Here is a 23,908-nt window from a genome sequence, read left to right on the forward strand (position 1 = left end):
CTACGCTTGGCCTCCCGAAGGAGAGGAAAACGTGAGCCCAATAATGAATAAAGCCGCACTGGCGCTGATCGCGGCTGTTTCGCTGCATGCCCATGCCCTGCAAATCACCAGTCTTTCGCCGCAGGGCGAAGTCGCGCGTGTCAGGCAAATCGTCGCCAAATTTGACGAAGGCGCCGTCAACTTCGGTGACCCCAAGGCACCGGCCCCGCTGTCACTGAGCTGCAGCGACGCGCAGGCCACCAAGGGCTCAGGCCGGTGGATCAATGAACGCGAATGGGCCTTCGAATTTGAAAACGACCTGCCGCCCGGCGTGAGCTGTTCGGTGCAGGTGGTCAGCACCTTCAAGTCGCCCAAAAGCCAGCCCGTGGGCGGCAATACCTCCTATAAATTCAACACCGGCGGCCCCTTCATCCAGAACCTTCGCCCCGGCACCTATGAGCGCATCGACGAAGAACAGTACTTTGTGCTGCAGTTCAACGGCGCCGCCACACTGGCCAGCGTTCGCGAAAACGTCTGGTGCAACGTGGAAGGCCTGGGTGAACGTGTTCCTGTCAAGCTCATCGACGGTAACGAGCGCAACGAACTGCTCAAGTCGCTGGGCCTGGAAAAGGCCGCAGCCCAGGATCCGCTGCGCTACGCCACGCTGACCTGCAACCGGCGCCTGACATCGGCCGCCAAAGTGCAACTGGTGTACGGCAAAGGCGTCAGCACACCGAGCGGCATACCCAATTCGGTGGAAAAACGCTACAACTTCCAGGTACGTGAACCGTTTGCGGCCAGCTTCACCTGCGAACGCGAAAACGCCCAGTCGGCCTGCCTGCCGATGCGGCCCATGACCCTGAACTTCAATACCCCCGTGCCGCGCAAGCTGGCCGAGGCCATTCGCCTGAAGGGCGACAAGGACACGTTCAAGCCTGCTTTCGAGGAAGGCAACAGCGACGGCGACAGCCTGGTCAGCAGCGTCACCTTCAAGCCGCTGTTTCCTGAACAGGGGCAATTCATGCTGGAGCTGCCCAGGAGTTTCAAGGATGCTTCGGGTCGCACTCTGCGCAATGCCGACAGCTTCCCGCTCAAGGTGGCTACCGGCTCCATGCCGCCGCTGGCCAAATTCGCCGCCTCTCCCTTTGGTATCGTGGAACGCTTTGCCGAACCCAACACCAAACCGGGCGACCCGGCCCTGCTGCCCGTCACGCTGCGCAATGTCGAAGCCCTGCTGCCCGTGAAAGGGCTCACGCCCGGCGCGGCACCGGCCGGAAAGGTCAGCGACCTCCAGCCCCGCACCGACGCCGAGATCATTGCGTGGTTCCGCAAGGTGCAGCGTTACGACGACTACCAGGTTTCGCGCAAGACGGCTGCTGCCGACATCAAAGGGCCCCTTCCCAAACCGCTGGAGTCACGCGACCGGGACTATATCCAGTCACGCATGGTGTCGCTGCTGGCCGGTCAGGCCGGCGTGAAGACACTGGACCTGCCCAAGCCCGCCGCAGGCACGGACCCACGTCCGTTTGAGGTGGTCGGCATTCCGCTGGCACCCGGTTTTCATGTGGTCGAGATCGCTTCGCAAAAACTGGGCAGCTCGCTGCTCGACGAACGCTACGGCAACAGCCGGACCATGTATGTGCGCACTTCCGCCCTGGTGACCAACCTGGGTGTGCACTTCAAACTGGGCCGCGAAAACTCGCTGGCCTGGGTCACCACGCTCGACAAGGGCGCGCCGGTGGCAGGCGCCACGGTGCGCGTCTCGGGCTGCAACGGCGCCGAAATCGCCAAGGCTGTCACCAACGCGCAGGGCATCGCCAATTTCAGCGGCCTGTCTTCCGAGCCTCCGCGTTGCCCGGGTAGCGACTCCGCCAATGCCTATTTCGTGAGTGCGCGCAGCTCAGTGGCCGGCATTGAAGACCTGGCCTTTACCTGGAGCGACTGGCACAAGGGCATTGAACCCTGGCGCTTCAACGTGCCGACCAGCCGCGACCCCCTGCCCAACGAACGGGCCCACACGGTTTTTGACCGCACGCTGTTCCGCGCCGGCGAAACGGTGTCGATGAAACACCTGCTGCGCACCGAAACCAGCAAGGGTTTCGGTCTGCCCGAGAACGCGCCGGCCACATTGGTGATCACGCATGTCGGCAGCGGCCAGCAATACACCCAGCCCATCGCCTGGCGCAAGACCGCCACTGGCGGGCAAAGCGCCGAAAACACCTTTGCCATTCCGCCTGCTGCCAAGCTGGGCGTGTATGAAGTGCAGCTCAAGGGCGAACGCGGCAGCCGCGAGCGCAGTTTTTCCAGCGGGCAGTTCCGTGTGGAAGAGTTCCGTTTGCCTGTGCTTGAAGGCCGCATTAATCCTTCCGACAAAAAACCGCTCGTCAATGTGAAGTCCGTGCCAACCGACGTGCAGATCAATTACGTGGCGGGCGGCGGCGCCGTGGCCCTGCCCGTACGGGTGTCCGCGCTGGTGCGCGGCAAGTCCCTGAGCTACAGCGATTTCGACGAGTTCAATTTCTCGCCGCCCAGCACCGGCCGCGGCAGCGCCGGCAACCAGGGCGAAGAGGAAAGCACCTCTTCGCAGGACCAGCGCGTCATTGCCGACAAACTCCCGCTGACGCTGGACCGCAATGGCGCAGGCAAGCTCACCATCAACGACATCCCCGAGCGCAGGCAGCCCCAGGAGCTGCTGATGGAAGCCACCTATGCCGACCCGAACGGCGAAGTGCAGACCATTCGCAGCACTTCCACCGTCTGGCCGGCGGCTGTGGTGGCAGGCATCAAGACTGAAGGCTGGGTGTCTTCCAGCCAGAAGATCAAGTTCCAGGCACTGGCACTTGACCTGACAGGCAAGATCGCCCCTGGTGTCTCGCTGGAGGTCAAGGCTGTGGCGCGCATCACCACCACCAGTCGCAAGCGCATGGTGGGCGGCTTCTACACCTACGACAACAAGACAGAGATCAAAGACCTCGGCAGCGTCTGCAGCGGCAAGAGCGATTCGCGCGGATTGCTGCTGTGCGAGACCAAGCTCGGCGAACCCGGTGAGGTCGAACTCATCGTGACGGCCAAGGACAAGGACGGCAACACCATCCAGGCCGCCAGCAATGTGTATGTCACCCGCCAGGGCGAACTCTGGTTTGGCGGTGAAGACCACGACCGCATGGACGTGCTGCCCGAGAAGAAAAGCTACCAGCCCGGCGAGACCGCCAAGTTCCAGGTACGCATGCCCTTCCGGTTTGCCACGGCACTGGTCGCCGTTGAGCGTGAAGGCATTGTCGAAACCCAGGTGGTACAGCTCAACGGCCAGGACCCGACGGTGCACCTGCAGATCAAGGAAGGCTGGGGGCCGAATGTGTACGTGAGCGTGCTGGCCCTGCGCGGCCGACTGCGCGAAGTGCCCTGGTACAGCTTCTTCACCTGGGGCTACAAGGCACCACGTGAATGGTGGACATCCTTCTGGTATGAAGGCCGTGAATACGTCGCGCCTACCGCGCTGGTGGACCTGAGCAAGCCGGCCTTCCGCCTGGGCGTGGCTGAAATACGTGTCGGCACCAAGGCGCACCAGCTCGACGTCAGCGTGAAGACCGACAAGGAAAGCTACGCCGTGCGCAGCCAGGCCAAGGTCACCATTACCGCGAAGCTGCCCAATGGCCAGCCGGCTGCCAATGCCGAAGTGGCGCTGGCTGCGGTGGACCAGGCCTTGCTGGAGCTGATGCCCAACAGCAGCTGGAACTTGCTGGACGCGATGCTGCAGCGCCGCGCCTGGGGCGTGGAAACCTCGACCGCGCAGATGGAAATCATCGGGCGCAGGCATTTCGGGCGCAAGGCTGTGGCAGCCGGCGGTGGCGGCGGGCGAAGCAACACGCGCGAACTGCTCGACACCCTGCTGCTGTGGAACCCGAAGGTGCAACTGGACGCCAACGGCCAGGCCGTGGTGATGGTGCCGCTCAACGACGCACTGACCACCTTCAAGATTGTGGCGGTGGCTGATGCAGGCACCGGCCTCTTCGGCACGGGCCAGACCAGCATCAAGGCCACACAGGACCTGCAGATCATCAGCGGCCTGCCGCCCCTGGTGCGCGAGGACGACCAGTTCCGCGCACAACTAACGCTGCGCAACACCACCAAGGTGGCCATGAAGGTGGAAGTGAGCCCGCGCGCCACGATGCTCGACCTGAAACCGCAAATGGTGGACATCCCCGCAGGCGAAGCGCGTGAGGTGGCCTGGATGGTCACCGCACCGGCGCAGCTCGCGTTCACACGCGCAGAAGCCATCCTGTGGGAAATCGAAGCCAAAGACACGATCAGCGGCGCACGCGACGGCCTCAAGGCGCGCCAGCGCATCATCCCGGCCGTGCCACTGACCGTGCAGCAAGCGACACTGGTGCAGGTAGACGGCAGCTTCACGCTGGACGTGAATCCGCCGGCCGACGCCCTGCCCGGCCGCGGCGGCCTGAAGATGTCGCTGCAGCCAAAACTCGCAGAAGGCATGGACGGTGTGCGCGACTATTTCGCGATGTACCCTTTCATCTGCCTCGAGCAAAAAACCAGCAAATCGGTGGGACTGCGCGACAGCAAGCTGTGGCAGACCGTGCTGGCACAACTGCCCAGCTACCTGGACAGCGATGGCCTGGCCAACTACTTCCCGCCGCGCGACGGCGAAGCAAATCGCGGCAGCGATGCATTGACGGCCTACCTGCTGGCCGCCACGCACGAAGCCTCCGGCATCAACCCGGCATTTGCCCTGCCCGACGATGCGCGCGCCCCCATGGAGCGCGGCCTGATCGCGTTTGTAGAAGGCCGTATCCAGCGCGAGTTCTGGAGCCCGCGCAAAGACCTTGACGTGCGCAAGCTGGCCGCGCTGGAAGCGCTCTCGCGCTACGGCAAGGCGCAGGGCCGCATGCTGGGCAGCATCACGATTGCGCCCAACCAGTGGCCCACGCACGCAGTGATCGACTGGCTCAACATCCTGAAACGCGTGGCCGATGTGCCGCAGCGTGAGCAGCGCATCGCCGAGGCCAACCAGGTGCTGCGTTCGCGTTTGTCCTTCCAGGGCACCAAATTGATCTTCAGTACCGAGAAGGACGACTACTGGTGGTGGCTGATGACCAACGGTGATGTGAACACCGCGCGCCTGATGCTGGCCGTGATGGACGACCCTGCCTGGAAAGACGACATGGGCCGCCTGGCCAATGGCTTTATCGCGCGCCAGCAAAAAGGCGCCTGGCACACCACCACAGCCAACCTGTGGGGCGGCCTGGCACTCGACAAGTTCTCGGCCAAGTTTGAAGCCACGCCGGTAGCGGGTGTGACCAAGGCCACGTTGGCCGCGGCAGCCGCCAGTGTGGCGAGCGTGGACTGGGCCAAGGTTGACCGCGTCAAGGCAACCGACGCAGCCGGCGCACCCAACCAGACCACCTTCTTCGGCGCACCGGCCTCGCCCGGCAACCTGCGCAACAACAGCATGTTCCTGCCCTGGGGCAGCGCAGCGAAGGACACGTTGACCGTGACGCATCAAGGCCCCGGAAAGCCGTGGCTCACGCTGCAGTCCATCGCGGCCATCCAGCTGAAGGCGCCTTTCAATGCCGGTTACCAGATCAAGAAAACGATCACACCGGTGGAGCAGGCCGTCAAAGGTATCTACACGCGCGGCGACGTGATCCGCATCACGCTGGAAGTCAACGCCAGCGCCGACATGACCTGGGTCGTCATCAGCGACCCGGTGCCGGGCGGCGCAACGATCCTGGGTGGCGGTCTTGGCCGTGATTCCGAAATCGCCACCAGCGGCGAAAAGAAAACCGGCGCAGGCTGGCCGGCGTTTGAAGAGCGCAGTTTTGAGGCCTTCCGCAGTTATTACGAATACCTGCCCAAGGGCGTGGTGAAGATGGAATACACCGTGCGCCTGAACAACGTCGGCGACTTCGCGCTGCCGCCTAGCCGGGTCGAGGCAATGTATGCACCCGAGATGTTTGGCGAGTCGCCGAATGCACGGGTGAAGGTGGAAGCGGCAAAATGATCCGGCGCCGTGCCGTAGCCGCCGCACTCGCCGCAGGCATTGCCCTGCCGCGCGGGGCAGCCGCGGCCGCCGCCGACTGGCAGCAGCGCTTCGGCTACCCGACAGGCTGGGGCGGCAACCGCAACTGGACCGACAAGGACTACCGCATTGGCAATTATTCCGGCGGCTATGAAACCATGCTCCGGGCGCGGCCCATCGCCGCGCCCGCACAGGCTTCCACGCTGAAGGCAGCATCGGCCGAAAGCCTCAAGGCATTCGCGCCCATTGCGGAATCGGCGGCGGACTACCTCAAGGCCTGGCCGGTGACTGGCCTGCTCATCGCGCGCAAGGGCACGACTCTTCTGGAGTCTTACCAGTTCGACCGCAAGCCCGAGATGCGCATGACGAGCTGGTCCATGGCCAAGAGCGTGACGTCGTTGCTGCTGGGCATCTGCCTGGACCGAGGCCTGATCCGCTCCATGGACGACACGCCGCAGATGTATGTGGACGAACTCAAGGGCACGCTGCACGGCGGCATTGCCCTGCGCCACCTGGCCAATATGTCCAGCGGTGCGGCCGTCCTGCACGACCGCGACAACCCCACCATCTACCCGCGCGCCTTCCTCGGCAGCGGCAGCGACCTGGAGACCGTGGTGCGCAGCTGGAATGCGGTGCAGGAGCCGCCCGGCACACGCTACAACTACAACGAACTGTGCCCACTGACCATCGGCATGGTCATCCGCCAGGTCACCGGAAAACCGCTGGCGGCCTTTTGCGAAGAAGCCCTGTGGCAGCCACTGGGCGCAGAGGGCAGCGCCAGCTGGCTGTGCGACAGCAAAGGCAAGGAGTTCAACTGCATAGGCTTTGGCGCACGGCTGCGCGACTGGGCGCGGCTGGCGCAGTTGATCGCGCAGGACGGCATCATGGAAGGCCGCCAGGTCGTGAGCAAGAAGTGGATAGACGAATGCGCCGCATGGTCGGCCGCCGATGCGCAGGTCCGGCACGGCACGGCCATGCGCGGCTTCGGCTACAAGAATTTCTTCTGGCATCCCAAGGCCGACGGCAGCTGGATGATGATGAATGGCCACCACGGACAGCGCGTGCTGGTAGACCGTGTGACGCAAACCGTGCTGGTGCAGACCGCGGTGGAGGCCGAGGGGCCGTGGCAAGCGCAGCTGTTCCAGCTCTTCAACGCGGCGACGAAGATTGGGTTGCCGGCATGAAAAAGACTGGAGGCGTCAAAGTGAAACTTGCCCTTTATGCATTCATGCTCCTGGGCGCCAACCTGGCCCTTGCACAGTTCAGCACGCCTGCCGAGGGTGAATACGTGATCAGTGACGGTGCATCGGGCACGCTGCGGGTTCAGCCGCGCGGAAAGTTCGCGATAGAGACCACGGGAGCCAACGCACACGTATGCGACCTGGACGGCGTGATCGTCGATGGCAAGTCGAAGATCGGGAAATCCGCATGCCAGGTGAGCTTCAAGACCGAGGGCCAGGATGTCAAGGTCTCAACCAACGGCGCCGACGCATGCCGCGATTTCTGCGGCATGCGGGCATGGTTTGAGGGGACGTACCGCAAGCCTGAGCCTCTTTGCGTGCGCAAAAGCATTAATGAGTCGAAGAAGAATTTCAAGAAGAGTTATGTGGCGAAAGACTACGCTGCCGCTTTGGCTGTGATCCAGCCTGTTGCAACGCAGTGCAAGCCATTCCTCCATTGGATTGAATCGGCCTGGGTATTGAACGACCTTGCTCTCACACAATTCAAGCTGGGTGACCGCGCGGCCTGCATCAAGACTTTGCAAGGCCTCGCGCCTGACGCCGCAAAGTCTGACGATGAAATCAAGGGGAGCTACCCTCCTAGCGATTCAGAGGCCTATCTGCCGGTGCTGCAAGCCACCCGGACCAACCTGAGACTTTGCACAAAGAAATGAATCGCGAGCCGAAACGCATTTTCACAAGCTTGACGCTGGCCCTTGCTCTGGCGGGCGGGGCGATCTCGCCTGCCCATGCCGTCGCCACCTTCGACGAAGTCAAACGCGACTTCCGCCCCTCCGACACGCTCATCCTCGACCGCGGTGGTGAAGTCATCCAGCGCCTGCGCATCGACAGCGCTGTGCGGCGTGGCCAGTGGGTGGCGCTGCCCGATGTATCGCCTGCGTTGCGCACGGCACTGATTCTGAGTGAAGACAAGCGCTTTTACGAGCACAGCGGTGTGGACTGGCGCGCTGTCTCTGCAGCGGCCTGGGGCAATCTGTGGAACACCAAAACCCGCGGCGCTTCGACCCTCAGCATGCAGCTGGCAGGACTGCTCGACGAGGACTGGCGCGCCGGTGCGGGTGGCCGCAGCATGGCGCAAAAGGTGGGGCAGACCGTGTCGGCCCAAGTGCTGGAAGCACGCTGGCGCAAGGACCAGATCCTGGAGGCATACCTGAACCTCGTGCCGTTTCGCGGCGAACTTGTCGGCATCGACGCACTGAGCCGCACGCTGTTCGGCAAGGCCGCCCACGGTCTTGATGAGCGCGAGGCCGCGATCGCCGCCGCGCTGGTGCGTGCCCCCAATGCCAAAGCCGTGCAGGTTTCGCAGCGGGCCTGCGGGGTGCTCAAGGTCATGCAAGCCCCCACACTTGTCGCTTCGCGTGCTGCGCTACCCCCCGGGGGGGCTGACCTTGCTCGAGGCGGCCTTTCGCGGCAGTCGCAGGCGCCCGCCAAGACCGATTGCGAGGGGCTGGACCTGCTTGCCACCGCCGCACTGCAACGCAAGGCGTTTGACCCGAGTGAAGGCGTGGCGCCGCACCTGGCGCGCCGGCTGCTCGCGGCCCAGGCCGATACCCCCGGGCGTACGGGCGTGCCCCGCACGCTGGTTTCTACCGCACGCGCGCCGCTGCAACGTTTTGCCGTGCAGACCCTGACCCAGCAGCTGCGGGAGCTGCGCGGCCGCCACGTCGAAGACGGCGCCATTGTCGTGCTGGACAACGCCACCGGCGAGGTGCTGGCCTGGGTAGGTTCGTCGGGCGAACTGAGCGGCGCCGCCGAAGTCGACGGTGTGATGGCACTGCGCCAGCCGGGCTCCACGCTCAAGCCGTTTTTGTATGCAGAGGCCATTGCCGAGCGCCGCATCACCGCAGCGTCGCTGCTCGAAGATTCGTCCTCGCAGATCCAGACCGCGGGCGGGCTCTACATTCCGCAAAACTACGACCGCCAGTTCAAGGGCCTGGTGTCGGCCCGCACCGCACTCGGTGCGTCGCTGAACGTGCCGGCCGTGCGTACGCTGGTGATGGTGACGCCCGATGCCTTTCACAAACAGCTCAAGGCCGTGGGCCTGCCGCTCAAGGAGTCGGGTGACTACTACGGCTACAGCCTGGCGCTGGGCAGCAGCGAGGTCTCTTTGCTGTCCCTCACCAATGCCTACCGCACGCTGGCCAATGGCGGTCGCTACAGCGCGCCTTCACTGGTAAAGAACCCCAAGCCCCAGTTCAAGCCCGCGTTGGATGCACGCGCGGCCTTCATCGCCACCGATATCATGGCCGACCCGATGGCGCGCGCCCGCACTTTCGGCACCGACAGCATCCTGGCCACCCGTTTCTGGAGCGCCGTGAAAACCGGCACCAGCAAGGACATGCGCGACAACTGGGCCATGGGCTTTTCGCAGCGCTACACCGTGGGCGTGTGGGTGGGCAATGCCAGCGGTGCGCCCATGTGGGACGTGAGCGGCACCACAGGCGCCGCGCCCATCTGGGCCGCGGTGATGAATTACCTGCACAAAACCGAACCCAGCCGCGCGCCGCTGCCGCCCGCCGGTCTGGTGCAAAGCCAGACCCGGTTTGGCAACCAGGGAGGCACGCCGCTCGAAGCAGCCCGCAACGAATGGTTTTTAAAGGGCACGGAGCAAGCCGTTTTTGCTATGAATTCAGGAGCTGCTGGCGCCCGACCTGAAAGGGCTACAGCACGAAATGGCTTGAAAAAAACGGTTGCCGAGCCCGACGCCCCACCCCGTATCACAGCCCCAGCCTCCGGCACCATCATTGCGCTGGACCCGGACATTCCACCCAAACACCAGCGCGTCAGCTTCAGCGCCGAAGGCCGCGGCACCCGCTGGCTGATGGACGGCAAGGAGTTTGCGCGCGGGGCCCAGGCGCAATGGATGCCCTGGCCGGGCCGGCATGTGGTGCAACTGGTCGATGCCGGCGGCAAGGTGGCCGACGAGATCAGGCTCGAAGTGCGCGGTGCCGGTGTGCGCGAAGCCAGCGTGCGCGGCGGCGCGACTGCGGCACGTTGATCTTTCCGTCGCCGGCATCCGACAACGCTGTACCGGCCATGCTCTACCCCAAACCTTCCATGCTTCACCTTCAACGCGCCCCGTTATTTCCTTCAGCGGCTGAAACCCGGCGTTTTCTCTATAGAACGCTGGTTGTTCTGTGGGTGGCGCTGTGCATGCTGGCGGCGGGTGATGCCATGGCAGCACCGGCGCGTGCCGGACAGACAGACGTGCCGTCCGATGCCGCACAGGCACCCACACCGAGCGATACCGCGCAAATCGCCACGCCCGCCGGTGCCGTCCGGGTGCAGGTTCCGCCTTACAGCGCGCGCGTGCTCGACACCACAGGCACGCTGAACACAGCCCAGGTCGCAGCCCTGAACGAACAAATCCTGGCAATCGAAGCAGACACGCGCGCAGCAGTCGTCGTGTACATGCTGCCGACCACGGGCGAAGACTCCATCGAGGAATACGCCACGCGCGTGTTTGAGAAATGGAAACTCGGCGACACCCAGCGCGACGACGGCATCCTCATCCTGGTGGCACTGGAGGACAGGCGCATGCGCATCGAGGTCGGCCAGGGCCTGGAGGGCATCGTGCCCGACGTGCTGGCAGGCCGCATCATCGACCAGGACATGAAGCCGCGGTTTCGCAGGAACGACTACGCGGGCGGACTGGAAGCGGCCATCAGCCACATCGGCGCGCTGGTGCGGGGCGAGATTGAGCCCCCGGAAGCGAGCCGCGGTGGCATCACGCCCTTTGGCTGGGCTTTTTTTGCGGCGCTGCTGTGGGGTTTTGCCGTGGGCGTGGTTCGGGCGCGCCGCACCTGGAAGTGGCCCGTGACGATCGGCATCGTCGCCGCGGTACCGGCGGTGGCGGTGGTTGTCCTGAAGAGTCCCGCCATCGGCGCCATCCTGCTTTCCTTCCCCGTGCCGCTGGCGTTTGCGCTGGGGTTCGGCTGCGGCCGTTCCCGCACGGTGCGCCTGGTGACCGGTGGTATCGCGCTGGCGATCAGCGCCATGGTCGGCATTGCCTTCGTGGTGGGCGCCAACCGCTTCGGGTTGGGCCTGCTCTACGCCCTGGGGGGCGGTATCGGCTGCTTGCTGCTCGGCCTGATCGCCATGGGTATGCGCGCGGCCTACAAACGCAGCCTGGTGGAGTTTGGCGTGCGCAGCGCCCTGGTGGCCTGCGTTGTGGGGTATGTGGCGTTTCAAAACCCGCCAGACCTGCTTCTAACTGACTGGGAATCCTGGATGCCGACAGGCATGGCATTCGGGCTGGCGATGCTGTTCGGCTTCTTTACCGGTGGCGCCGGCAGCAGCAGTGGGCGCGACCGGGATGGCAGCAGCTCGTCGGGCAGCAGTTCGAGCTCCAGCTCCAGCAGCCGGAGTTCGTCGGGCGGCTCCAGCAGCGGTGGCGGGTCGTCCGGCAGCTGGTAGGAGACGCCGGCAGCGTTGATGCGCGCCGCCGGCCCAGGCTCACTTCGCGTTCACGATACCCTTGAAGTCATAGGGCACCACAATGGTATGTACCTTGCCCGCAGCAACGCCCTCGGCGATCTTCAGGTTGGCCATGGCGTTCATGTAGCCGATCGCGCCGGCGTTGGCGTTCAAGGCGGCAATGCGTTCGGCCTCTTTTTTGGCGGTTTGAACCTCGACCTCTTTGGTTTTCAGTTCATTTTGCGCCCGCACCAGTTCATTGGCACTGTGCACGATAACGTCGGCGGGCGTGATCGCACGCACCTGAATCTGGGACACCGTGATCTTGTCCGCCAGCTTTTCCTCACCTAATGTCTTGATGACGTTTTCGCGGATTTTCTGTTCAATCGCCGGCCGGTTGTCAGCCATCTTGAGCGACTCATATTCGCGCGCCACCTTATAAGCCGCGTTGCGCGCGCTCATCGCCACATAGTTCTGCATCAGCAAGATGTCGTTGCCTTTTTCAGACAAACCGTGAAACGTCCTGTTTTTGGTGGTCCATAACTCCGACACCGCCGTCGGGTTGACGTTGTAGACAACGGTCATGTCGAAGTCCTTGATGGTCGAGTTGTCAGACGCCAGGGGTGTCATGTTGTCCACGGCCACCGCCACGTCCTGAATCTTGAACGTCAGGATATCGCCGATCAGCGTCTGGTTAAAGGAGCCCGGCAGGCGCTCGGTCGGGTCTGTGGTTTTGTCAAAGTTGATGCGCAAGCCCACCTCGCCGGTTTCAATGCGGGTACATCCGGCCAGCAGTGCGAGCGTCAGGACTGGAATCAGTGTGAAGAGAGTGCGTTGCATAGGTAATTCCCTGGTATTGGCGAACAGGCCCTGGTCGCCGCTTTTTGTTGAGGTAGCGCCCCCAGGGGCGCACCGGCGCAGATTATGCGGGACGGTGGCTTATCAATAATTTCAAAGCCTCGGGACCAGAATTCACGCAAGAACACAAACACGGGCGCTACCATGGCGGCAGCTTCCCTCAAAAAACTGTCGTCTGGAGACTCCATGCCCGTGATCACCAACATCGAAGACCTGCGCGTTTTGGCCAAAAAACGGGTGCCCCGCATGTTTTACGACTACGCCGACTCCGGTTCATGGACGGAAAGCACCTACCGCGCCAACGAGAGCGACTTCCAGAAGATCAAGCTACGCCAGCGCGTGGCCGTCAACATGGAAAACCGCAGCACGGCCACCACCATGATCGGCCAGCCGGTAGCCATGCCGGTCGCTATCGCACCCACGGGCCTCACAGGCATGCAGCACGCCGACGGCGAAATCCTGGGCGCCCGCGCCGCCAAAAAATTCGGCATCCCGTTCACACTGTCGACCATGAGCATCTGCTCCATCGAAGACGTGGCCGCCGGCACAGACCGCCACCCCTTCTGGTTCCAGCTCTACGTGATGAAAGACCGCGCCTTCATTGAAAGCCTGATCGACCGCGCCAAGGCGGCCAATTGCTCGGCACTGGTGCTCACGCTCGACCTGCAGATCCTCGGCCAGCGTCACAAGGATTTGAAAAACGGCCTGAGCGCCCCGCCCAAGCCGACGATCTCCACCATCCTCAACCTGATGACGAAGCCGCGTTGGGGCCTGGGCATGCTGGGTACCAAACGCCACGGCTTCGGCAACATCGTGGGCCACGTCAAGGGTGTAGAGAACATGGGCTCGCTCTCTGAGTGGACGGCCAAACAGTTCGACCCGGCCCTCAACTGGGGCGACGTAGAGTGGATCAAAAAGCGCTGGGGCGGCAAATTGATCCTCAAGGGCATCCAGGACGTTGAAGACGCAAAGCTCGCCGTCAATTCAGGCGCCGATGCGCTGGTGGTGTCCAACCACGGCGGCCGCCAGCTCGATGGCGCCATGTCTTCCATTTCCTGCCTGCCCGAGATCGTCGCGACAGTAGGCAACCAGATCGAGGTGCACATGGACGGCGGCATACGCTCCGGCCAGGATGTGCTGAAAGCCACCGCCCTGGGCGCTAAAGGCACATACATTGGCCGCGCCTTCCTCTATGGCCTGGGTGCGATGGGTGAAGAAGGCGTGACCAAGGCGCTGCAGATCATCCACAAGGAATTGGACCTGACCATGGCCTTTTGCGGGCGTACCGACATCAAGGCGGTGGACACCAGCATCTTTGTGCCCGGTACTTACTGAGCCTGAGGCGGTATCTCGTAAACCAAGGCATACGAATGCTTGCCATCAGCGATCTGGATCGTGAGCGTGCCGCTCAGGCCCGTCAACTCGTCGGTGCCTGAATCGGGTACCACGCTCACCGTCAACTGCGGCGCACCGCGGTTCATGGTGCCGCTGTGCTGCAGCACAAAGCTGCCGCTTTTGCCGTGCAACGTGCCGGTCACGCGCTCCATCGCGACATAGCCGGCTGAACCTTTGACGGCCGTGCCGGCGCTCAGCATCTCGCCCTGGCTGGTGGCCTGCAGGTCGCCGCTGAAGGTCTTGTTGATGGACAGACGGCCCATCAAAGGCCCGGCCTCCGCGTTCGCAAGTGGCTGGGGCAGGAGCTTGACTTCAAAGGTTCCGGTGGCATGGGAGGGCATGGCATTCACTTTCAAGGGATGTACAGTGCCGGCCATGATGCCAGAGCGCGATCACTTGCCTTGTCTGCGCATGATGCCGGGCGCTGACTAATCAGACCGCCCAGGGATCGTAGCTTCCGAAATTCCAGATATGGCCCTCCGGGTCCCGGCATGAGTATCCTCGCCCCCCGTAATCTTCATCCTTGATGTCGATCACGATGACGGCTCCCGCAGCAATGGCTTGCTTGTAGTGCGCATCCACATCCTGGACCTGGATGTAGGCGCTTTGCGACCCGACACAGCCGGACTCTGACGGTGACTTGACGAGCTGGTGGAAGTCGTTGTTGGTGGCGGAGCCGAGCATGATCATTCCATTGCCATAGACCAGTTGGGCATGTGCAATGGCGCCGTCCTTGTCGGGCACCACCAGGTGCTCCTGAAAACCGAAAGCGCGGCACAGCCATTTGACCGCCGCGGCACCGTCCCGGTAACGCAGCGTGGGAATGATGGTTGCCCGGCTATTTTTCTGATCCTCGGTCATGGCAACGGCCTCATTGGAAAAACCAGCCAACGGGCGGATGGCAAAAATAAGCAGATGGGCATGCCACCCCGCGTGGTCACCCGTCTGGCGTGGATCCGAGTATTTATCAGGGCAATTTGTGTCCGCGTAAGGAACGGGGAAGAAGCGCCGTAAGCCCGGGCCTACCCTGCCGGGCGCCGGCCCTCCGCCACAACCTTTGCCTGCGCGCTATGCTTGCGAGGTGGCCCATTCACCCGTTTCATCTCCAGCCAAAATCCGCCGCATTGCCCACCTCGACATGGACGCGTTTTTTGCGTCCGTCGAGTTGCTGCGCTACCCGCAATTGAAGGGCCTACCGGTCGTCATAGGCGGCGGCTGGCGCAAGGTTGACGAGGAGCTGCGGGCGGCGCAGGGCGAGCGGGCCTTGCGCTTCATTCCGGTGGAAAGTTTTCCGCTGCTCAAGGACTATGTGGGCCGCGGCGTTATCACCACCGCCACCTATGCAGCGCGGCAGTTCGGCGTGGGCTCGGCCATGGGCATGATGAAAGCCGCCAAGCTGTGTCCGCAGGCTATCGTGTTGCCCGTCGATTTTTCGGAAATCCGCAAATACTCGCAGCTCTTCAAAAGCACCATCACCGACATCGCGCCGCTGATGCAGGACCGCGGCGTGGACGAGGTCTATATCGACTTCACCGACGTGCCCGGCGGCCAGCGCGAGGGCGGGCGTGTGCTGGCCCGGCTCATCCAGAAAGCGATTTTTGAAAAGACGGGCCTGACCTGCTCCGTCGGCGTGGCGCCCAACAAGCTGCTGGCCAAGATGGCGAGCGAGTTCAACAAGCCCAACGGCATTTCCATCATTTACGAAACGGATTTGCAGGAGAAAATCTGGCCATTGCACGTTCGCAAGATCAACGGCATCGGCCCGAAGTCCGGCGACAAACTGGCGAAGCTGCACATTCACACCATCGGCGAGCTGGCCGCGCAAGACCCGGGCTGGCTGATCGACAACTTCGGCAAAGCCACCGGCGCTTGGATGCACGAGGCTGCCTGGGGCCGCGACGACCGACCGGTGGTCACCGAGAGCGAGCCCGTCAGCATGAGCCGCGAAACCACTTTTGACCGCGACCTGCACGCGGTGCGCGACAAAACCACGCTGGGCGCGATCTTCACCGACCTGTGCGAAAGGCTGGGCGAAGACTTGCAACGCAAGGGTTACGTGGCCAAGACCATCGGCATCAAGCTGCGCTATGACGACTTCAAGATTGCGACACGCGACCAGACCTCAGACACGTACACCGCGGACGGGAAAACCATCCGCCAGCTGGCGGGGCTGTGCCTCAAACGAGTGCCGCTGGACAAAAAACTGCGCCTGCTGGGTGTTCGCGCTTCCACGCTGGCCAAGCCCGACGAAGAAGGTATTTACGAACAAAAAGTTCCCGCAGCCCAATCAGGACGGGCGCAAGCAGCTCCTGAATCGATAGCAAACGACCAGCTCTTCTAAGCAGTGCCTAGCGCGCCACCAGGACAATCTCATCCTGGTGGTTGGCGATGTGGAAGGTGTGGGCAAGTGAAAAATCAGCCTTGCTGAGTGCGCCGTAGGCAAAGTGCGGCTTGAGCGCGCCCTGGTGCCCGGCAAAGCGGACAATGGCCGCGCGCAACCGCGCCGACGCGGGCCGCCAGTCGCCCTCACGGCTGAGAGCCGCAGCACCCGGGATGGGCTCACTCAGGCTGTGGCTCATCTGCCCGCGCCATTTGAAAAAGGCGAAAGCCGCAGCGCCCGCCGTGTTCTGGAACACCGCGCTTTTCGGCTGCGGAAAACCGTCCAGGCTCATTTCCACGCTTTGCGCCATGTGCTCCAGCACCGACACCAGGGGCCATTGGCCGGTGGTTTTGACGCTGGCGGCCTGGTCAACCTTGTCCAGCCAGCGCAGCGCTTCATCCAGTGACTGGACTTTGGGCATATCGGCCATGGCAAATCCTCCGGTAAAAGCGAGTGTGGTGGTGGCCAGAAAGTCGCGTCGTTTCATGGCTGCGATGGTACAGCCATGGCCTCACGCCAAGGCAAAAGTATTGGCACGATGGCGACACCACCGGCCGGCCGCGCCGCGAAGATGAGAACGCAGGCAGGGCCATCAAACGGCTGAGTCCTACAGACCCGGCAGCGCGGCGATCCCCAAAATGACCCGTCTGGGTTGAGATGCCGGTATACCGGGGATTATCGCCGCCAAACCATTGATGAAAAGCAGCTCCAGGCCAATGATGACGGGCGCAAGCAGCTATTGAATTTATAGCAACAAATCATCCTTCAGCAAATCACCATACACAATTCCAATGCCAGGCGCACGCCCCTCCTCACCTTCGCCCAACACCCCGCCCGGCCTGATTTACGTGAGTGACGACATGCCCGGGCTGGCCCGGCTGAAAAGCGGCAAGGGCTTTCGCTACCGCAATGCCGCAGGCCAATGGATCAAAGACCCGGAAGAAATCCGGCGCATCCGGAAACTGGCGATTCCGCCAGCCTACAGCCGGGTCTGGATTTGCCCCCAACCCAACGGCCACCTGCAGGCCACCGGCTACGACGCGCGGGGCCGCAAGCAGTACCGCTACCACGCCGACTGGCAGGCCCAGCGCAACGACAGCAAATTCGAAAAGCTGCAGGCCTTCGGCCAGACCCTGCCGCGCATACGCGCCCGCGTGGCGCGCGATCTGGTGCCGCACCGCAACCAGCCTGTGACGCGCAGCCTGGTGCTGGCAACACTGGTACGCCTGCTGGACACCACGTATGTACGCGTCGGCAATGACGAGTACGCAAGGGAAAACGGCTCTTACGGGCTGACTACCCTGCGCAACCCGCATGCCGGCGTGCGCGGCAAGACACTGCAGTTGCGCTTTCGCGGCAAGAGCGGCGTGATGCAGACGCTGAAAGTTGACGACCCCAAGGTAGTGGCCGTGGTGCGGCGCTGCCAGCAGCTGCCGGGGCAATTGCTGTTCCAGTATGAGGACGAGAAAGGCGAGTTGCGCGCCGTGGGTTCAGGTGACGTCAACGACTACCTGACGGAGATCACGCAGGGCAAGGGCGACAAAGGCGCCGACACGGATCACTTCACCGCCAAGGACTTTCGCACCTGGCATGGCACGGTGCAGGCATTGGAACTGACCCGGCTGGCGTGCGGCGGCAGCAGCGGTGGCAATGGCGCAACCAGCGCTTACAGCGCCAAAGCTATCCTGCAGGAAGTGGCCCGCCTGCTGGGAAACACACCGGCCGTCTGCAAGAAATCGTATATCCATCCGGCTGTGCTGGCGCTGGGAAGCAGCCTGGCGCAGGATGCCGAGGCCATGAGCACCTTATGGCCGCAACTGGAGTCGGGCAAGAAGATGCGCCGCCTCTACGCGGCCGAGCACCGGTTGCTGGCTTTTCTGGAGCGGCGGCACCGTGTATTGAAAGCACAAACCGCAGCAGCTGGAAAGCAGCAGAAAAAAACGAAGAAACCGGCAGCATGAGCGTCTTCGGCACAGGTGCCGTGCGCGGCACCTTGTCTCGGCCGGTCTTACTTCAATGTAGCCAGGTAGGCAATCAGGTCAGCGCGCTCTGCGGCGCTTTCCACCTGGAAGCCCATGCGCTGCCCGGCCACCAGCTGCTCTGGGTCTTCCAGCCAGGCATTGAGGGTTTGCGGCGTCCAGCGCAGCCGCGACCGCACCAGTTCGTCCGAATATTTGTACCCAGGCAGGCTACCCACGCGGCGGCCCATCACACCGCGGTGCGCGGGCCCGATCTTGTTGCTGTCCACCGCATGGCATGCCGTGCAGCGCTGCTGGTACAGGGCCAGGCCGCGCGCCACATTGCCAGGTGGGGGCGTAACCCATTCGCGCCCGGATGCCGTTTGAGCCCATAGCGAGGCACTGCCGGTGCCAAAGAGCGTTAGCGCCGCCACGGCACAAAAAAAATGACGCGCATTGCGCGCGAACAGGGAACGAGCAGGCATTCACCACTCCTGGAACTGGTTTTTGACGGGTGGGCAAGCCATGCAATCTGCCAGGCCATGCCGCAAGCTGTTCTGAATACGCTGGCAGCCGGCCCGTGGATTCAGCCTTTCGAAGAGCGACCCCGCTTCTTTTCGAATCTTTTTTTGTTTCATTGAATCCAGTGAGTCCGGTTTTCCGTATTCCACACAGGTTCACTTCCATCGACGCCAGCAACCGTCTTTTCCTTTCCACCAACAGGACCACCATGCGCCACTCCGTATCACCCCCCCTGATTGCCAGCCTGCTCACCCTGCTTTGCGCCGGCGCCCACGCCGACACCGGCAAACTCCTCCTGACCGGCGGCGTCAGCACCATTGAAGGCGCGGCCGGCGGCGGCCTCACGCCTTGGGCGGTGATCGGCAGCAACGCCACGGCGGATGAGATTGGCGGCTCTGCCTATGTCACCCACGCCGGCACCACCGACTACGGCCTGAATGTGTACGGCGCGGCTGTCGGCATCCATGACCGCTACGAGCTGTCGATTGCGCAGCAGGACTTCAACACCCGCGGCACCGGCGTGGCCCTGGGCCTGCCCGGGCTGCACCTGAAGCAGACCATCGTGGGCGCCAAGGTTCGCGTGCTGGGCGATGCCATCCTGGACAGCGACACACTGATGCCGCAGGTGGCAGTGGGCGTGCAGTACAAGACGCTGGGCTCCACCGGGCTGGACCCCACGCTCACCGCACTGGGCGCCAAACGCCATGGCGTGGATGTGTATGTCAGCGCCACCAAACTCTTCCTGGGCCAGAGCCTGCTGCTCAACGGCACGCTGCGCGCAACCAAGGCCAACCAGAACGGGCTGCTGGGCTATGGCGCCACGCTGGGCGGCAGCGAAGACAGGTACACGCTGCAGCCGGAATTCTCGGTGGCTTACCTGCTCAGCAAAAACATCGCCATCGGCGCCGAATACCGCTTCATGCGCAACAAGCTCGAGGGCGCCGGCCGCGCGGCCGGCCTGGGCAACGGCCTGCGCTCTGAAGAATGGAAAGACATTTTTATTGCCTGGGCACCCACCAAAAACCTTTCGCTCACGCTGGCGTATGTGGACCTGGGCGTGATCGTGCCTGCCACCACCGGTAGCCGAAAGCAGACCGGCTACTACCTCTCGGCCCAGGTCGCTTTTTAAGCCGGACGAACCATCCCTTCAAGGAACCGCCCCATGAAAAACCCTTTTGTTTCTTTTGCCCTCACAGCAGGCCTTCTGATGGGTGGATCTGCATTTACCCAGACGGCACCCAAAGACGACCAGCTCTACAAGGCTTTCGGTGAAAAAACCGGCCTGGTCGCGCTGATGGACGACTTCATGGTTCGCCTGCTGGCCGACCCACGCACCGGGCCGCATTTCAAGCCATCGAACCAGCAGCGCGTGAAAGAGCAGCTGGTCGACCAGCTTTGCGCCCTGAGCGGCGGCCCTTGCGTTTACAAGGGTGCGGACATGAAAAGCGCGCATGCCAACCTCGACATCAAGAAGTCGGACTTCCACGCCCTGGTGGAGGTGCTGCAGCAAAGCATGGACGCCAGGGGCATTCCTTTTCGTAAACAGAATGAAATGCTGGCGCTGCTGGCCCCCATGAACCGCGACATCATCACGCCTCCCGAAACGGCAACCAAACCATGAAACAAATAATCCAGTTCACCGCAATCGCCGCGCTCTTCGCTTTCGGCGTAGGGACTCATGCGGCCAGTCTCACGGTGTCGGTGCTCGACAAAGACGGCAAACCGGTGCCGGACGCCGTGGTCGTGGTGGTGCCCGCCAACAAAAGCGCCCAGCCCAGGACGCCTCTGGCGGCGCAGGCCACCATTCACCAGGAAAAGATGCAGTTCGTTCCCGCAGTGACGGTGGTGCCCGTGGGGGCAAAAATTCAGTTTGTGAACAACGACCCCTGGGACCACCACGTGCGCAGCTCACCTGCCGGCATGGGCCAGTTCAACGCGACGAATGCCGGCTTCGAGCTTCGGCTGGAAGGCAAACCCGACGGAAAGCCAGGCAAGTCCAGTGAAGTGACGCTGGACAGGGCCGGCGTTGTCGGGGCCACCTTGCTGGGCTGTTTTATCCACGGCTCGATGCGCGGCTATATCTACGCCAGCGAATCCCCCTGGGCGGCCAAAACCAGCCCGGAAGGCATCGCGAGCTTTGAGGATCTGCCTGAGGGTGCCGCGCAGCTGAAAGTCTGGCACCCCGACCAGCTGGTGGACATCGTGCCGCAGCAGGTCACGGTGGGCGCCGTGCCGGCAAAAACCGTCATGCAGCTCACGGTGGTGCCGCGGCGGCGCAGGTCTTGAACGGCCGGCCCCGAGACTCTTAGCGCTGGCTGTCGTCCTTGTGGGAATCCGGCTCCAGCGGCGACAGGTCGGACGAATAGACCCGGTCGCCGATATGCAGCGCCCGCCCCTTCTCCCAGGCGGCTTCAAAGGCCGCGAGTTCTTCCGCCGTGGCTCGCTCCCGGCGTTGTACCGGTGGCGGTGGGCTGGCCGCATCCTGGCTCGCAGGCATGGGGACGGGCCGGCTGGGCGCGAAGGCCTGAATCTGCTCATTGATCTGCCAGTACACGCCGCTGACCAGCAGGTTGTAACGCGCAGCAGCATTCTTGGCGATGGCCGCACCCACCTCGACCAGCCGGGCGGGCCCGCCTTCCCGGTTGTCCAGGAAGTCGGTGGAAAGGTCCACCAGCACCATGTACTGGTGGCCTCGCTTGTCGTTACGCACCACGCGGAACTTGTAGCTGGCCGACAAAATTCCGTGGGCCTGCATCGTGACCTTGATGGCCTCGAACAGCATCTCGCGCCGGAACGCCATGCGCTCGTCAAGGTTCATCTTGACCGGACCCGTCTCAGGCCCCGTGGCATCGTGCCTGGGGCTCTTGCTGGCGCTGAAAAGGTTCTTGAGCACGGACATGTCAGGCCTCGCTTCCTCTGGCTTTGTGGGTCAGGCTTTTTGGGCTGTGAAAAACACGTAGTCGGCGGTATAGCCTTCCTTGACGCGTTTGCCCGCATCGGCCGGCGCGGTGCAGCCTTTGGCCGGCGCATTGCCGCCCTCGGTGTTCAGCCGCTGCACGCTGGTGACGGTGGCCATCTTGCCGGGCATGCCTGCGGATTTGGCCGTCAGCAGCAGCAATGGGATGTCGGCGGGACGCTCGCCGTCGGCGCGTGCTTTTACCGTGCCCACAGTTTTGCTGCCGTCCAGCGCGGTCCAGTTCGGGCCGGCGCCATGCGTGCCGACTTTTTCGTCTTTCTGGTTGAAGAGGTCCGCTTCTGGTGCAACAAACACCCAGACCCAGCCCTTGTCGCCTGCGCGGCATTCGTAGATCTGCGAGCCCACCGCACGCCAGGTGAAGGCCACGCGTTCCCCGTCGGCCGGCTTGAGCGCGGCGGGCACCGGCTTGCCGGCATCCACTGATGCGGCCGGGCCGCCGGCACAGGCGCCTAGCAGCAGGCTGGTACACAACGCGGCGGCCGCAAGGCCGGCCTGAAGCCTGGGTTGGGTGGCGGTTGCTATCGGTGTCATGGCGATCTCCTGAGAGGAGCCCTGCAAATATTGACAGGTCTCCGGGTTAAAAGAAAGTAAAAAAGTCCCAACAACCACATGGCGGAAGGGGGCGTGGGCCGGCGCGGCGCCCGGCCTACCAGGGACAAACGCCGCCCACAGTCGATCGGATGCAGGATTTTTGGAAAAAATTTCCCCGTCCCACGCGCGCTTGCCGCAAAGGCGGAACTCCCTATACTCAGCCGCATGAAACTGGCCCCCGACACGGACACCCGCAGCCTGCAGGCGCTGATTGCCGGCGCAGGGCAAGGCGACCACGCCTGCTTTGCGCAGGTCTATGAACGCACCCACACGCATCTGTTTGGCGTTGCCGTACGTATATTGGGACAAGGACACGCGGCCGAAGATGTGCTGCAAGAGGCTTACGTGAGCATCTGGAAAAACGCCGCCGGCTACCGCAGTGAGGTAGACGGGCAAACCATTCAACCCATGACGTGGCTGATTGCCATCGTCCGCAACAAGGCGCTGGACGCCCTGCGCTCCCGCACGCGCCGCAAGGAAAGCGAGTTGCCCGAATCCGGTGATGTGGATGAGGAAGACACCGAAACCACCGCCACCCCCACCCCCAGCGCCATGCAGCTGCTGGAGCAGGCCACCGAGGCCCTGCACATCGAAGGCTGCATGAACGCACTGGAAGGCAGCCACCGCCAAAGCCTGGCGCTGGCCTATTACCAGGGCCTGTCGCATACCGAAGTGGCCGCGCAAATGGGCGCGCCGCTGGGCTCGGTGAAAGCCTGGATACGGCGCGGGCTCGAAAAACTCAAGGGGTGTCTGGCGGCGCAAGGGGTGGTGGCGTCATGAGATATTCCAGCCCCGAATTGCTCGAACACCTCGCATCGGCCTATGTGCTGGGTACGCTGAGCGGCGGCGCGCGCCGCCGCTTTGAGCGCCTGCAGCGCGACCGCGTCGATGTGCGCGTGCGCGTCACGCAATGGGAAGCCCGGCTGGGCCAACTCGCCATGTCGGTGCCGGCGCACAAACCGTCTCCCAGGGTGTGGGCCGCCATCGCCGCACGCACCAAACCTGCGGCGCCGCAACAGGCGCCGCAAACAAAACCGTCCTGGCTGGGCTGGCTCAAACCTGCTGGTTTCGGCTTCGGTGGTCTGGCCGCCGGGGTGATCGCTGCAAGCGTGTTTTTTGTCGCCATGCCCACCCTGTTCATGTCCAGCGACCAGATCGCGATGCGCTCCGGCGAAAGGCTGCCGCAAAGCTATGTGGGCCTGCTCACCGACGCACAGGGCAACGGCAAGCTGCTGGCCAGTTCGCTGCGCCACGGCAAGACCATGACAGTCAAGGTCATAGGCCCGATCACACCGCCGGCCACCGGAACACTGGTGCTGTGGGCCGTGCCGGCCAATGGCCCGGCATTCTCGCTGGGTGCCGTGCCTACAAGCGGATCAGCGGTTTCCATGCTGCCCGATACGTCGGAAAAGCTGCTGTCCAAGGTCAGCAAGCTGGTGGTGACACTGGAAACCAGCGCCACACCCGCCAGCCCGAGCGGAACCGTGGTGTTCAGCGGCAATTGCGCCAAGCTGTGGTGAGCGTGGCGGCATCCGGAGCCTCAGTCCGGGTAGG

20 protein-coding genes are annotated in these 23,908 nt (G+C 63.3%); 13 read left to right on the forward strand and 7 right to left on the reverse strand.

The annotated features are described in order from the left end of the window. Positions 1 to 43: 43 nt before the first annotated feature. The 5 genes from AC1D11_RS05135 to AC1D11_RS05155 are packed head-to-tail and all read left to right on the forward strand — an operon-like array spanning position 44 to position 11,673. Complete coding sequence (locus AC1D11_RS05135) at positions 44 to 5,998, forward strand: alpha-2-macroglobulin family protein (protein ID WP_477647339.1); 5,955 nt, start codon at positions 44 to 46, stop codon at positions 5,996 to 5,998. Next, on the forward strand, positions 5,995 to 7,200 hold the full coding sequence (locus AC1D11_RS05140; protein WP_477647285.1) for a serine hydrolase domain-containing protein: 1,206 nt from the start codon (positions 5,995 to 5,997) through the stop codon (positions 7,198 to 7,200). The genes AC1D11_RS05135 and AC1D11_RS05140 overlap by 4 nt, the downstream gene beginning before the upstream one ends. Further along, positions 7,140 to 7,910, forward strand: a complete 771-nt coding sequence (locus AC1D11_RS05145; protein ID WP_477650942.1) for a hypothetical protein — start codon at positions 7,140 to 7,142, stop codon at positions 7,908 to 7,910. Before AC1D11_RS05140 ends, AC1D11_RS05145 begins: the two co-directional genes overlap by 61 nt. Next, a complete protein-coding gene (gene pbpC, locus AC1D11_RS05150; RefSeq protein WP_477647287.1) occupies positions 7,907 to 10,255 on the forward strand; it encodes a penicillin-binding protein 1C in 2,349 nt (782 codons plus the stop codon). Before AC1D11_RS05145 ends, pbpC begins: the two co-directional genes overlap by 4 nt. A gap of 38 nt (positions 10,256 to 10,293) precedes the next feature. Then, positions 10,294 to 11,673, forward strand: coding sequence for a TPM domain-containing protein (locus tag AC1D11_RS05155; protein ID WP_477647288.1), 1,380 nt, complete (start codon positions 10,294 to 10,296; stop codon positions 11,671 to 11,673). Positions 11,674 to 11,712: 39 nt separating this feature from the next. On the opposite strand, the gene AC1D11_RS05160 is transcribed toward AC1D11_RS05155, so the two are convergent. Then, entirely contained in the window at positions 11,713 to 12,513 is an 801-nt protein-coding gene (locus tag AC1D11_RS05160; RefSeq protein ID WP_477647289.1) for an SPFH domain-containing protein, read from the reverse strand. Between the two features lie 204 nt (positions 12,514 to 12,717). On the opposite strand from AC1D11_RS05160, the gene AC1D11_RS05165 reads away from it, so the two are divergent. Continuing rightward, a complete protein-coding gene (locus tag AC1D11_RS05165; protein ID WP_477647290.1) occupies positions 12,718 to 13,866 on the forward strand; it encodes an alpha-hydroxy acid oxidase in 1,149 nt (382 codons plus the stop codon). Here AC1D11_RS05165 and AC1D11_RS05170 read toward each other — a convergent pair. Together AC1D11_RS05170 and AC1D11_RS05175 are read right to left on the reverse strand one after the other, a co-directional pair. Further along, a complete protein-coding gene (locus AC1D11_RS05170; protein WP_477647291.1) occupies positions 13,860 to 14,267 on the reverse strand; it encodes a DUF3224 domain-containing protein in 408 nt (135 codons plus the stop codon). The two genes, AC1D11_RS05165 and AC1D11_RS05170, sit on opposite strands and share 7 nt — an antisense overlap. Positions 14,268 to 14,358: 91 nt before the next feature. Continuing rightward, positions 14,359 to 14,787, reverse strand: a complete 429-nt coding sequence (locus AC1D11_RS05175) for a VOC family protein (protein ID WP_477647292.1) — start codon at positions 14,785 to 14,787, stop codon at positions 14,359 to 14,361. Between the two features lie 277 nt (positions 14,788 to 15,064). Here AC1D11_RS05175 and AC1D11_RS05180 point away from each other — a divergent pair, with 277 nt between their 5' ends. Beyond that, on the forward strand, positions 15,065 to 16,267 hold the full coding sequence (locus AC1D11_RS05180) for a Y-family DNA polymerase (protein ID WP_477647340.1): 1,203 nt from the start codon (positions 15,065 to 15,067) through the stop codon (positions 16,265 to 16,267). Between the two features lie 7 nt (positions 16,268 to 16,274). Here AC1D11_RS05180 and AC1D11_RS05185 read toward each other — a convergent pair whose 3' ends face one another. Then, positions 16,275 to 16,793 (reverse strand): DUF1569 domain-containing protein, encoded by a 519-nt coding sequence (locus AC1D11_RS05185; protein ID WP_477647293.1) that lies wholly within the window; start codon positions 16,791 to 16,793, stop codon positions 16,275 to 16,277. Positions 16,794 to 17,097: 304 nt separating this feature from the next. Here AC1D11_RS05185 and AC1D11_RS05190 point away from each other — a divergent pair, with 304 nt between their 5' ends. Beyond that, the gene (locus AC1D11_RS05190; protein ID WP_477647294.1) at positions 17,098 to 18,267 is read left to right on the forward strand and encodes a DNA topoisomerase IB; all 1,170 of its coding nucleotides are present in this window, start codon (positions 17,098 to 17,100) and stop codon (positions 18,265 to 18,267) included. Between the two features lie 47 nt (positions 18,268 to 18,314). Here the strand turns inward: AC1D11_RS05190 and AC1D11_RS05195 are convergent, their stop codons facing one another. Next, positions 18,315 to 18,749 (reverse strand): c-type cytochrome, encoded by a 435-nt coding sequence (locus AC1D11_RS05195; RefSeq protein ID WP_477647295.1) that lies wholly within the window; start codon positions 18,747 to 18,749, stop codon positions 18,315 to 18,317. A gap of 245 nt (positions 18,750 to 18,994) precedes the next feature. On the opposite strand from AC1D11_RS05195, the gene AC1D11_RS05200 reads away from it, so the two are divergent. From AC1D11_RS05200 to AC1D11_RS05210, 3 genes are read left to right on the forward strand one after another with little or no spacing between them, the layout of a single operon-like run. Further along, the gene (locus AC1D11_RS05200) at positions 18,995 to 19,915 is read left to right on the forward strand and encodes a DUF3034 family protein (RefSeq protein WP_477650943.1); all 921 of its coding nucleotides are present in this window, start codon (positions 18,995 to 18,997) and stop codon (positions 19,913 to 19,915) included. Positions 19,916 to 19,948: 33 nt separating this feature from the next. Then, positions 19,949 to 20,407 (forward strand): group I truncated hemoglobin, encoded by a 459-nt coding sequence (locus AC1D11_RS05205; RefSeq protein WP_477647297.1) that lies wholly within the window; start codon positions 19,949 to 19,951, stop codon positions 20,405 to 20,407. After that, positions 20,404 to 21,072, forward strand: a complete 669-nt coding sequence (locus tag AC1D11_RS05210) for a cupredoxin domain-containing protein (RefSeq protein ID WP_477647298.1) — start codon at positions 20,404 to 20,406, stop codon at positions 21,070 to 21,072. Before AC1D11_RS05205 ends, AC1D11_RS05210 begins: the two co-directional genes overlap by 4 nt. A gap of 19 nt (positions 21,073 to 21,091) precedes the next feature. On the opposite strand, the gene AC1D11_RS05215 is transcribed toward AC1D11_RS05210, so the two are convergent. Both AC1D11_RS05215 and AC1D11_RS05220 read right to left on the reverse strand, forming a co-directional pair. Beyond that, a complete protein-coding gene (locus AC1D11_RS05215; RefSeq protein WP_477647299.1) occupies positions 21,092 to 21,685 on the reverse strand; it encodes a hypothetical protein in 594 nt (197 codons plus the stop codon). A 30-nt stretch (positions 21,686 to 21,715) separates the two neighbouring features. Then, complete coding sequence (locus tag AC1D11_RS05220) at positions 21,716 to 22,294, reverse strand: DUF3455 domain-containing protein (protein WP_477647300.1); 579 nt, start codon at positions 22,292 to 22,294, stop codon at positions 21,716 to 21,718. A 225-nt stretch (positions 22,295 to 22,519) separates the two neighbouring features. Here AC1D11_RS05220 and AC1D11_RS05225 point away from each other — a divergent pair, with 225 nt between their 5' ends. Together AC1D11_RS05225 and AC1D11_RS05230 are read left to right on the forward strand one after the other, a co-directional pair. Further along, positions 22,520 to 23,134 (forward strand): RNA polymerase sigma factor, encoded by a 615-nt coding sequence (locus AC1D11_RS05225; RefSeq protein WP_477647301.1) that lies wholly within the window; start codon positions 22,520 to 22,522, stop codon positions 23,132 to 23,134. Continuing rightward, positions 23,131 to 23,874, forward strand: a complete 744-nt coding sequence (locus AC1D11_RS05230) for an anti-sigma factor (RefSeq protein WP_477647302.1) — start codon at positions 23,131 to 23,133, stop codon at positions 23,872 to 23,874. Before AC1D11_RS05225 ends, AC1D11_RS05230 begins: the two co-directional genes overlap by 4 nt. Positions 23,875 to 23,908: the final 34 nt, after the last annotated feature.

The organism is Polaromonas sp. P1_E11, assembly GCF_056405995.1.

Excerpts from the sequence above, each read along its gene's own strand:
- AC1D11_RS05135 (WP_477647339.1), top strand. The coding sequence starts at position 44 with ATGAATAAAGCCGCACTGGCGCTGATCGCGGCTGTTTCGCTGCATGCC.
- AC1D11_RS05140 (WP_477647285.1), top strand. The coding sequence starts at position 5,995 with ATGATCCGGCGCCGTGCCGTAGCCGCCGCACTCGCCGCAGGCATTGCC.
- pbpC (WP_477647287.1), top strand. The coding sequence starts at position 7,907 with ATGAATCGCGAGCCGAAACGCATTTTCACAAGCTTGACGCTGGCCCTT.
- AC1D11_RS05155 (WP_477647288.1), top strand. The coding sequence starts at position 10,294 with ATGCTCTACCCCAAACCTTCCATGCTTCACCTTCAACGCGCCCCGTTA.
- AC1D11_RS05160 (WP_477647289.1), bottom strand. The coding sequence starts at position 12,513 with ATGCAACGCACTCTCTTCACACTGATTCCAGTCCTGACGCTCGCACTG.
- AC1D11_RS05165 (WP_477647290.1), top strand. The coding sequence starts at position 12,718 with ATGCCCGTGATCACCAACATCGAAGACCTGCGCGTTTTGGCCAAAAAA.
- AC1D11_RS05170 (WP_477647291.1), bottom strand. The coding sequence starts at position 14,267 with ATGCCCTCCCATGCCACCGGAACCTTTGAAGTCAAGCTCCTGCCCCAG.
- AC1D11_RS05175 (WP_477647292.1), bottom strand. The coding sequence starts at position 14,787 with ATGACCGAGGATCAGAAAAATAGCCGGGCAACCATCATTCCCACGCTG.
- AC1D11_RS05180 (WP_477647340.1), top strand. The coding sequence starts at position 15,065 with ATGGACGCGTTTTTTGCGTCCGTCGAGTTGCTGCGCTACCCGCAATTG.
- AC1D11_RS05185 (WP_477647293.1), bottom strand. The coding sequence starts at position 16,793 with ATGAAACGACGCGACTTTCTGGCCACCACCACACTCGCTTTTACCGGA.
- AC1D11_RS05190 (WP_477647294.1), top strand. The coding sequence starts at position 17,098 with ATGCCAGGCGCACGCCCCTCCTCACCTTCGCCCAACACCCCGCCCGGC.
- AC1D11_RS05195 (WP_477647295.1), bottom strand. The coding sequence starts at position 18,749 with ATGCCTGCTCGTTCCCTGTTCGCGCGCAATGCGCGTCATTTTTTTTGT.
- AC1D11_RS05200 (WP_477650943.1), top strand. The coding sequence starts at position 18,995 with ATGCGCCACTCCGTATCACCCCCCCTGATTGCCAGCCTGCTCACCCTG.
- AC1D11_RS05205 (WP_477647297.1), top strand. The coding sequence starts at position 19,949 with ATGAAAAACCCTTTTGTTTCTTTTGCCCTCACAGCAGGCCTTCTGATG.
- AC1D11_RS05210 (WP_477647298.1), top strand. The coding sequence starts at position 20,404 with ATGAAACAAATAATCCAGTTCACCGCAATCGCCGCGCTCTTCGCTTTC.
- AC1D11_RS05215 (WP_477647299.1), bottom strand. The coding sequence starts at position 21,685 with ATGTCCGTGCTCAAGAACCTTTTCAGCGCCAGCAAGAGCCCCAGGCAC.
- AC1D11_RS05220 (WP_477647300.1), bottom strand. The coding sequence starts at position 22,294 with ATGACACCGATAGCAACCGCCACCCAACCCAGGCTTCAGGCCGGCCTT.
- AC1D11_RS05225 (WP_477647301.1), top strand. The coding sequence starts at position 22,520 with ATGAAACTGGCCCCCGACACGGACACCCGCAGCCTGCAGGCGCTGATT.
- AC1D11_RS05230 (WP_477647302.1), top strand. The coding sequence starts at position 23,131 with ATGAGATATTCCAGCCCCGAATTGCTCGAACACCTCGCATCGGCCTAT.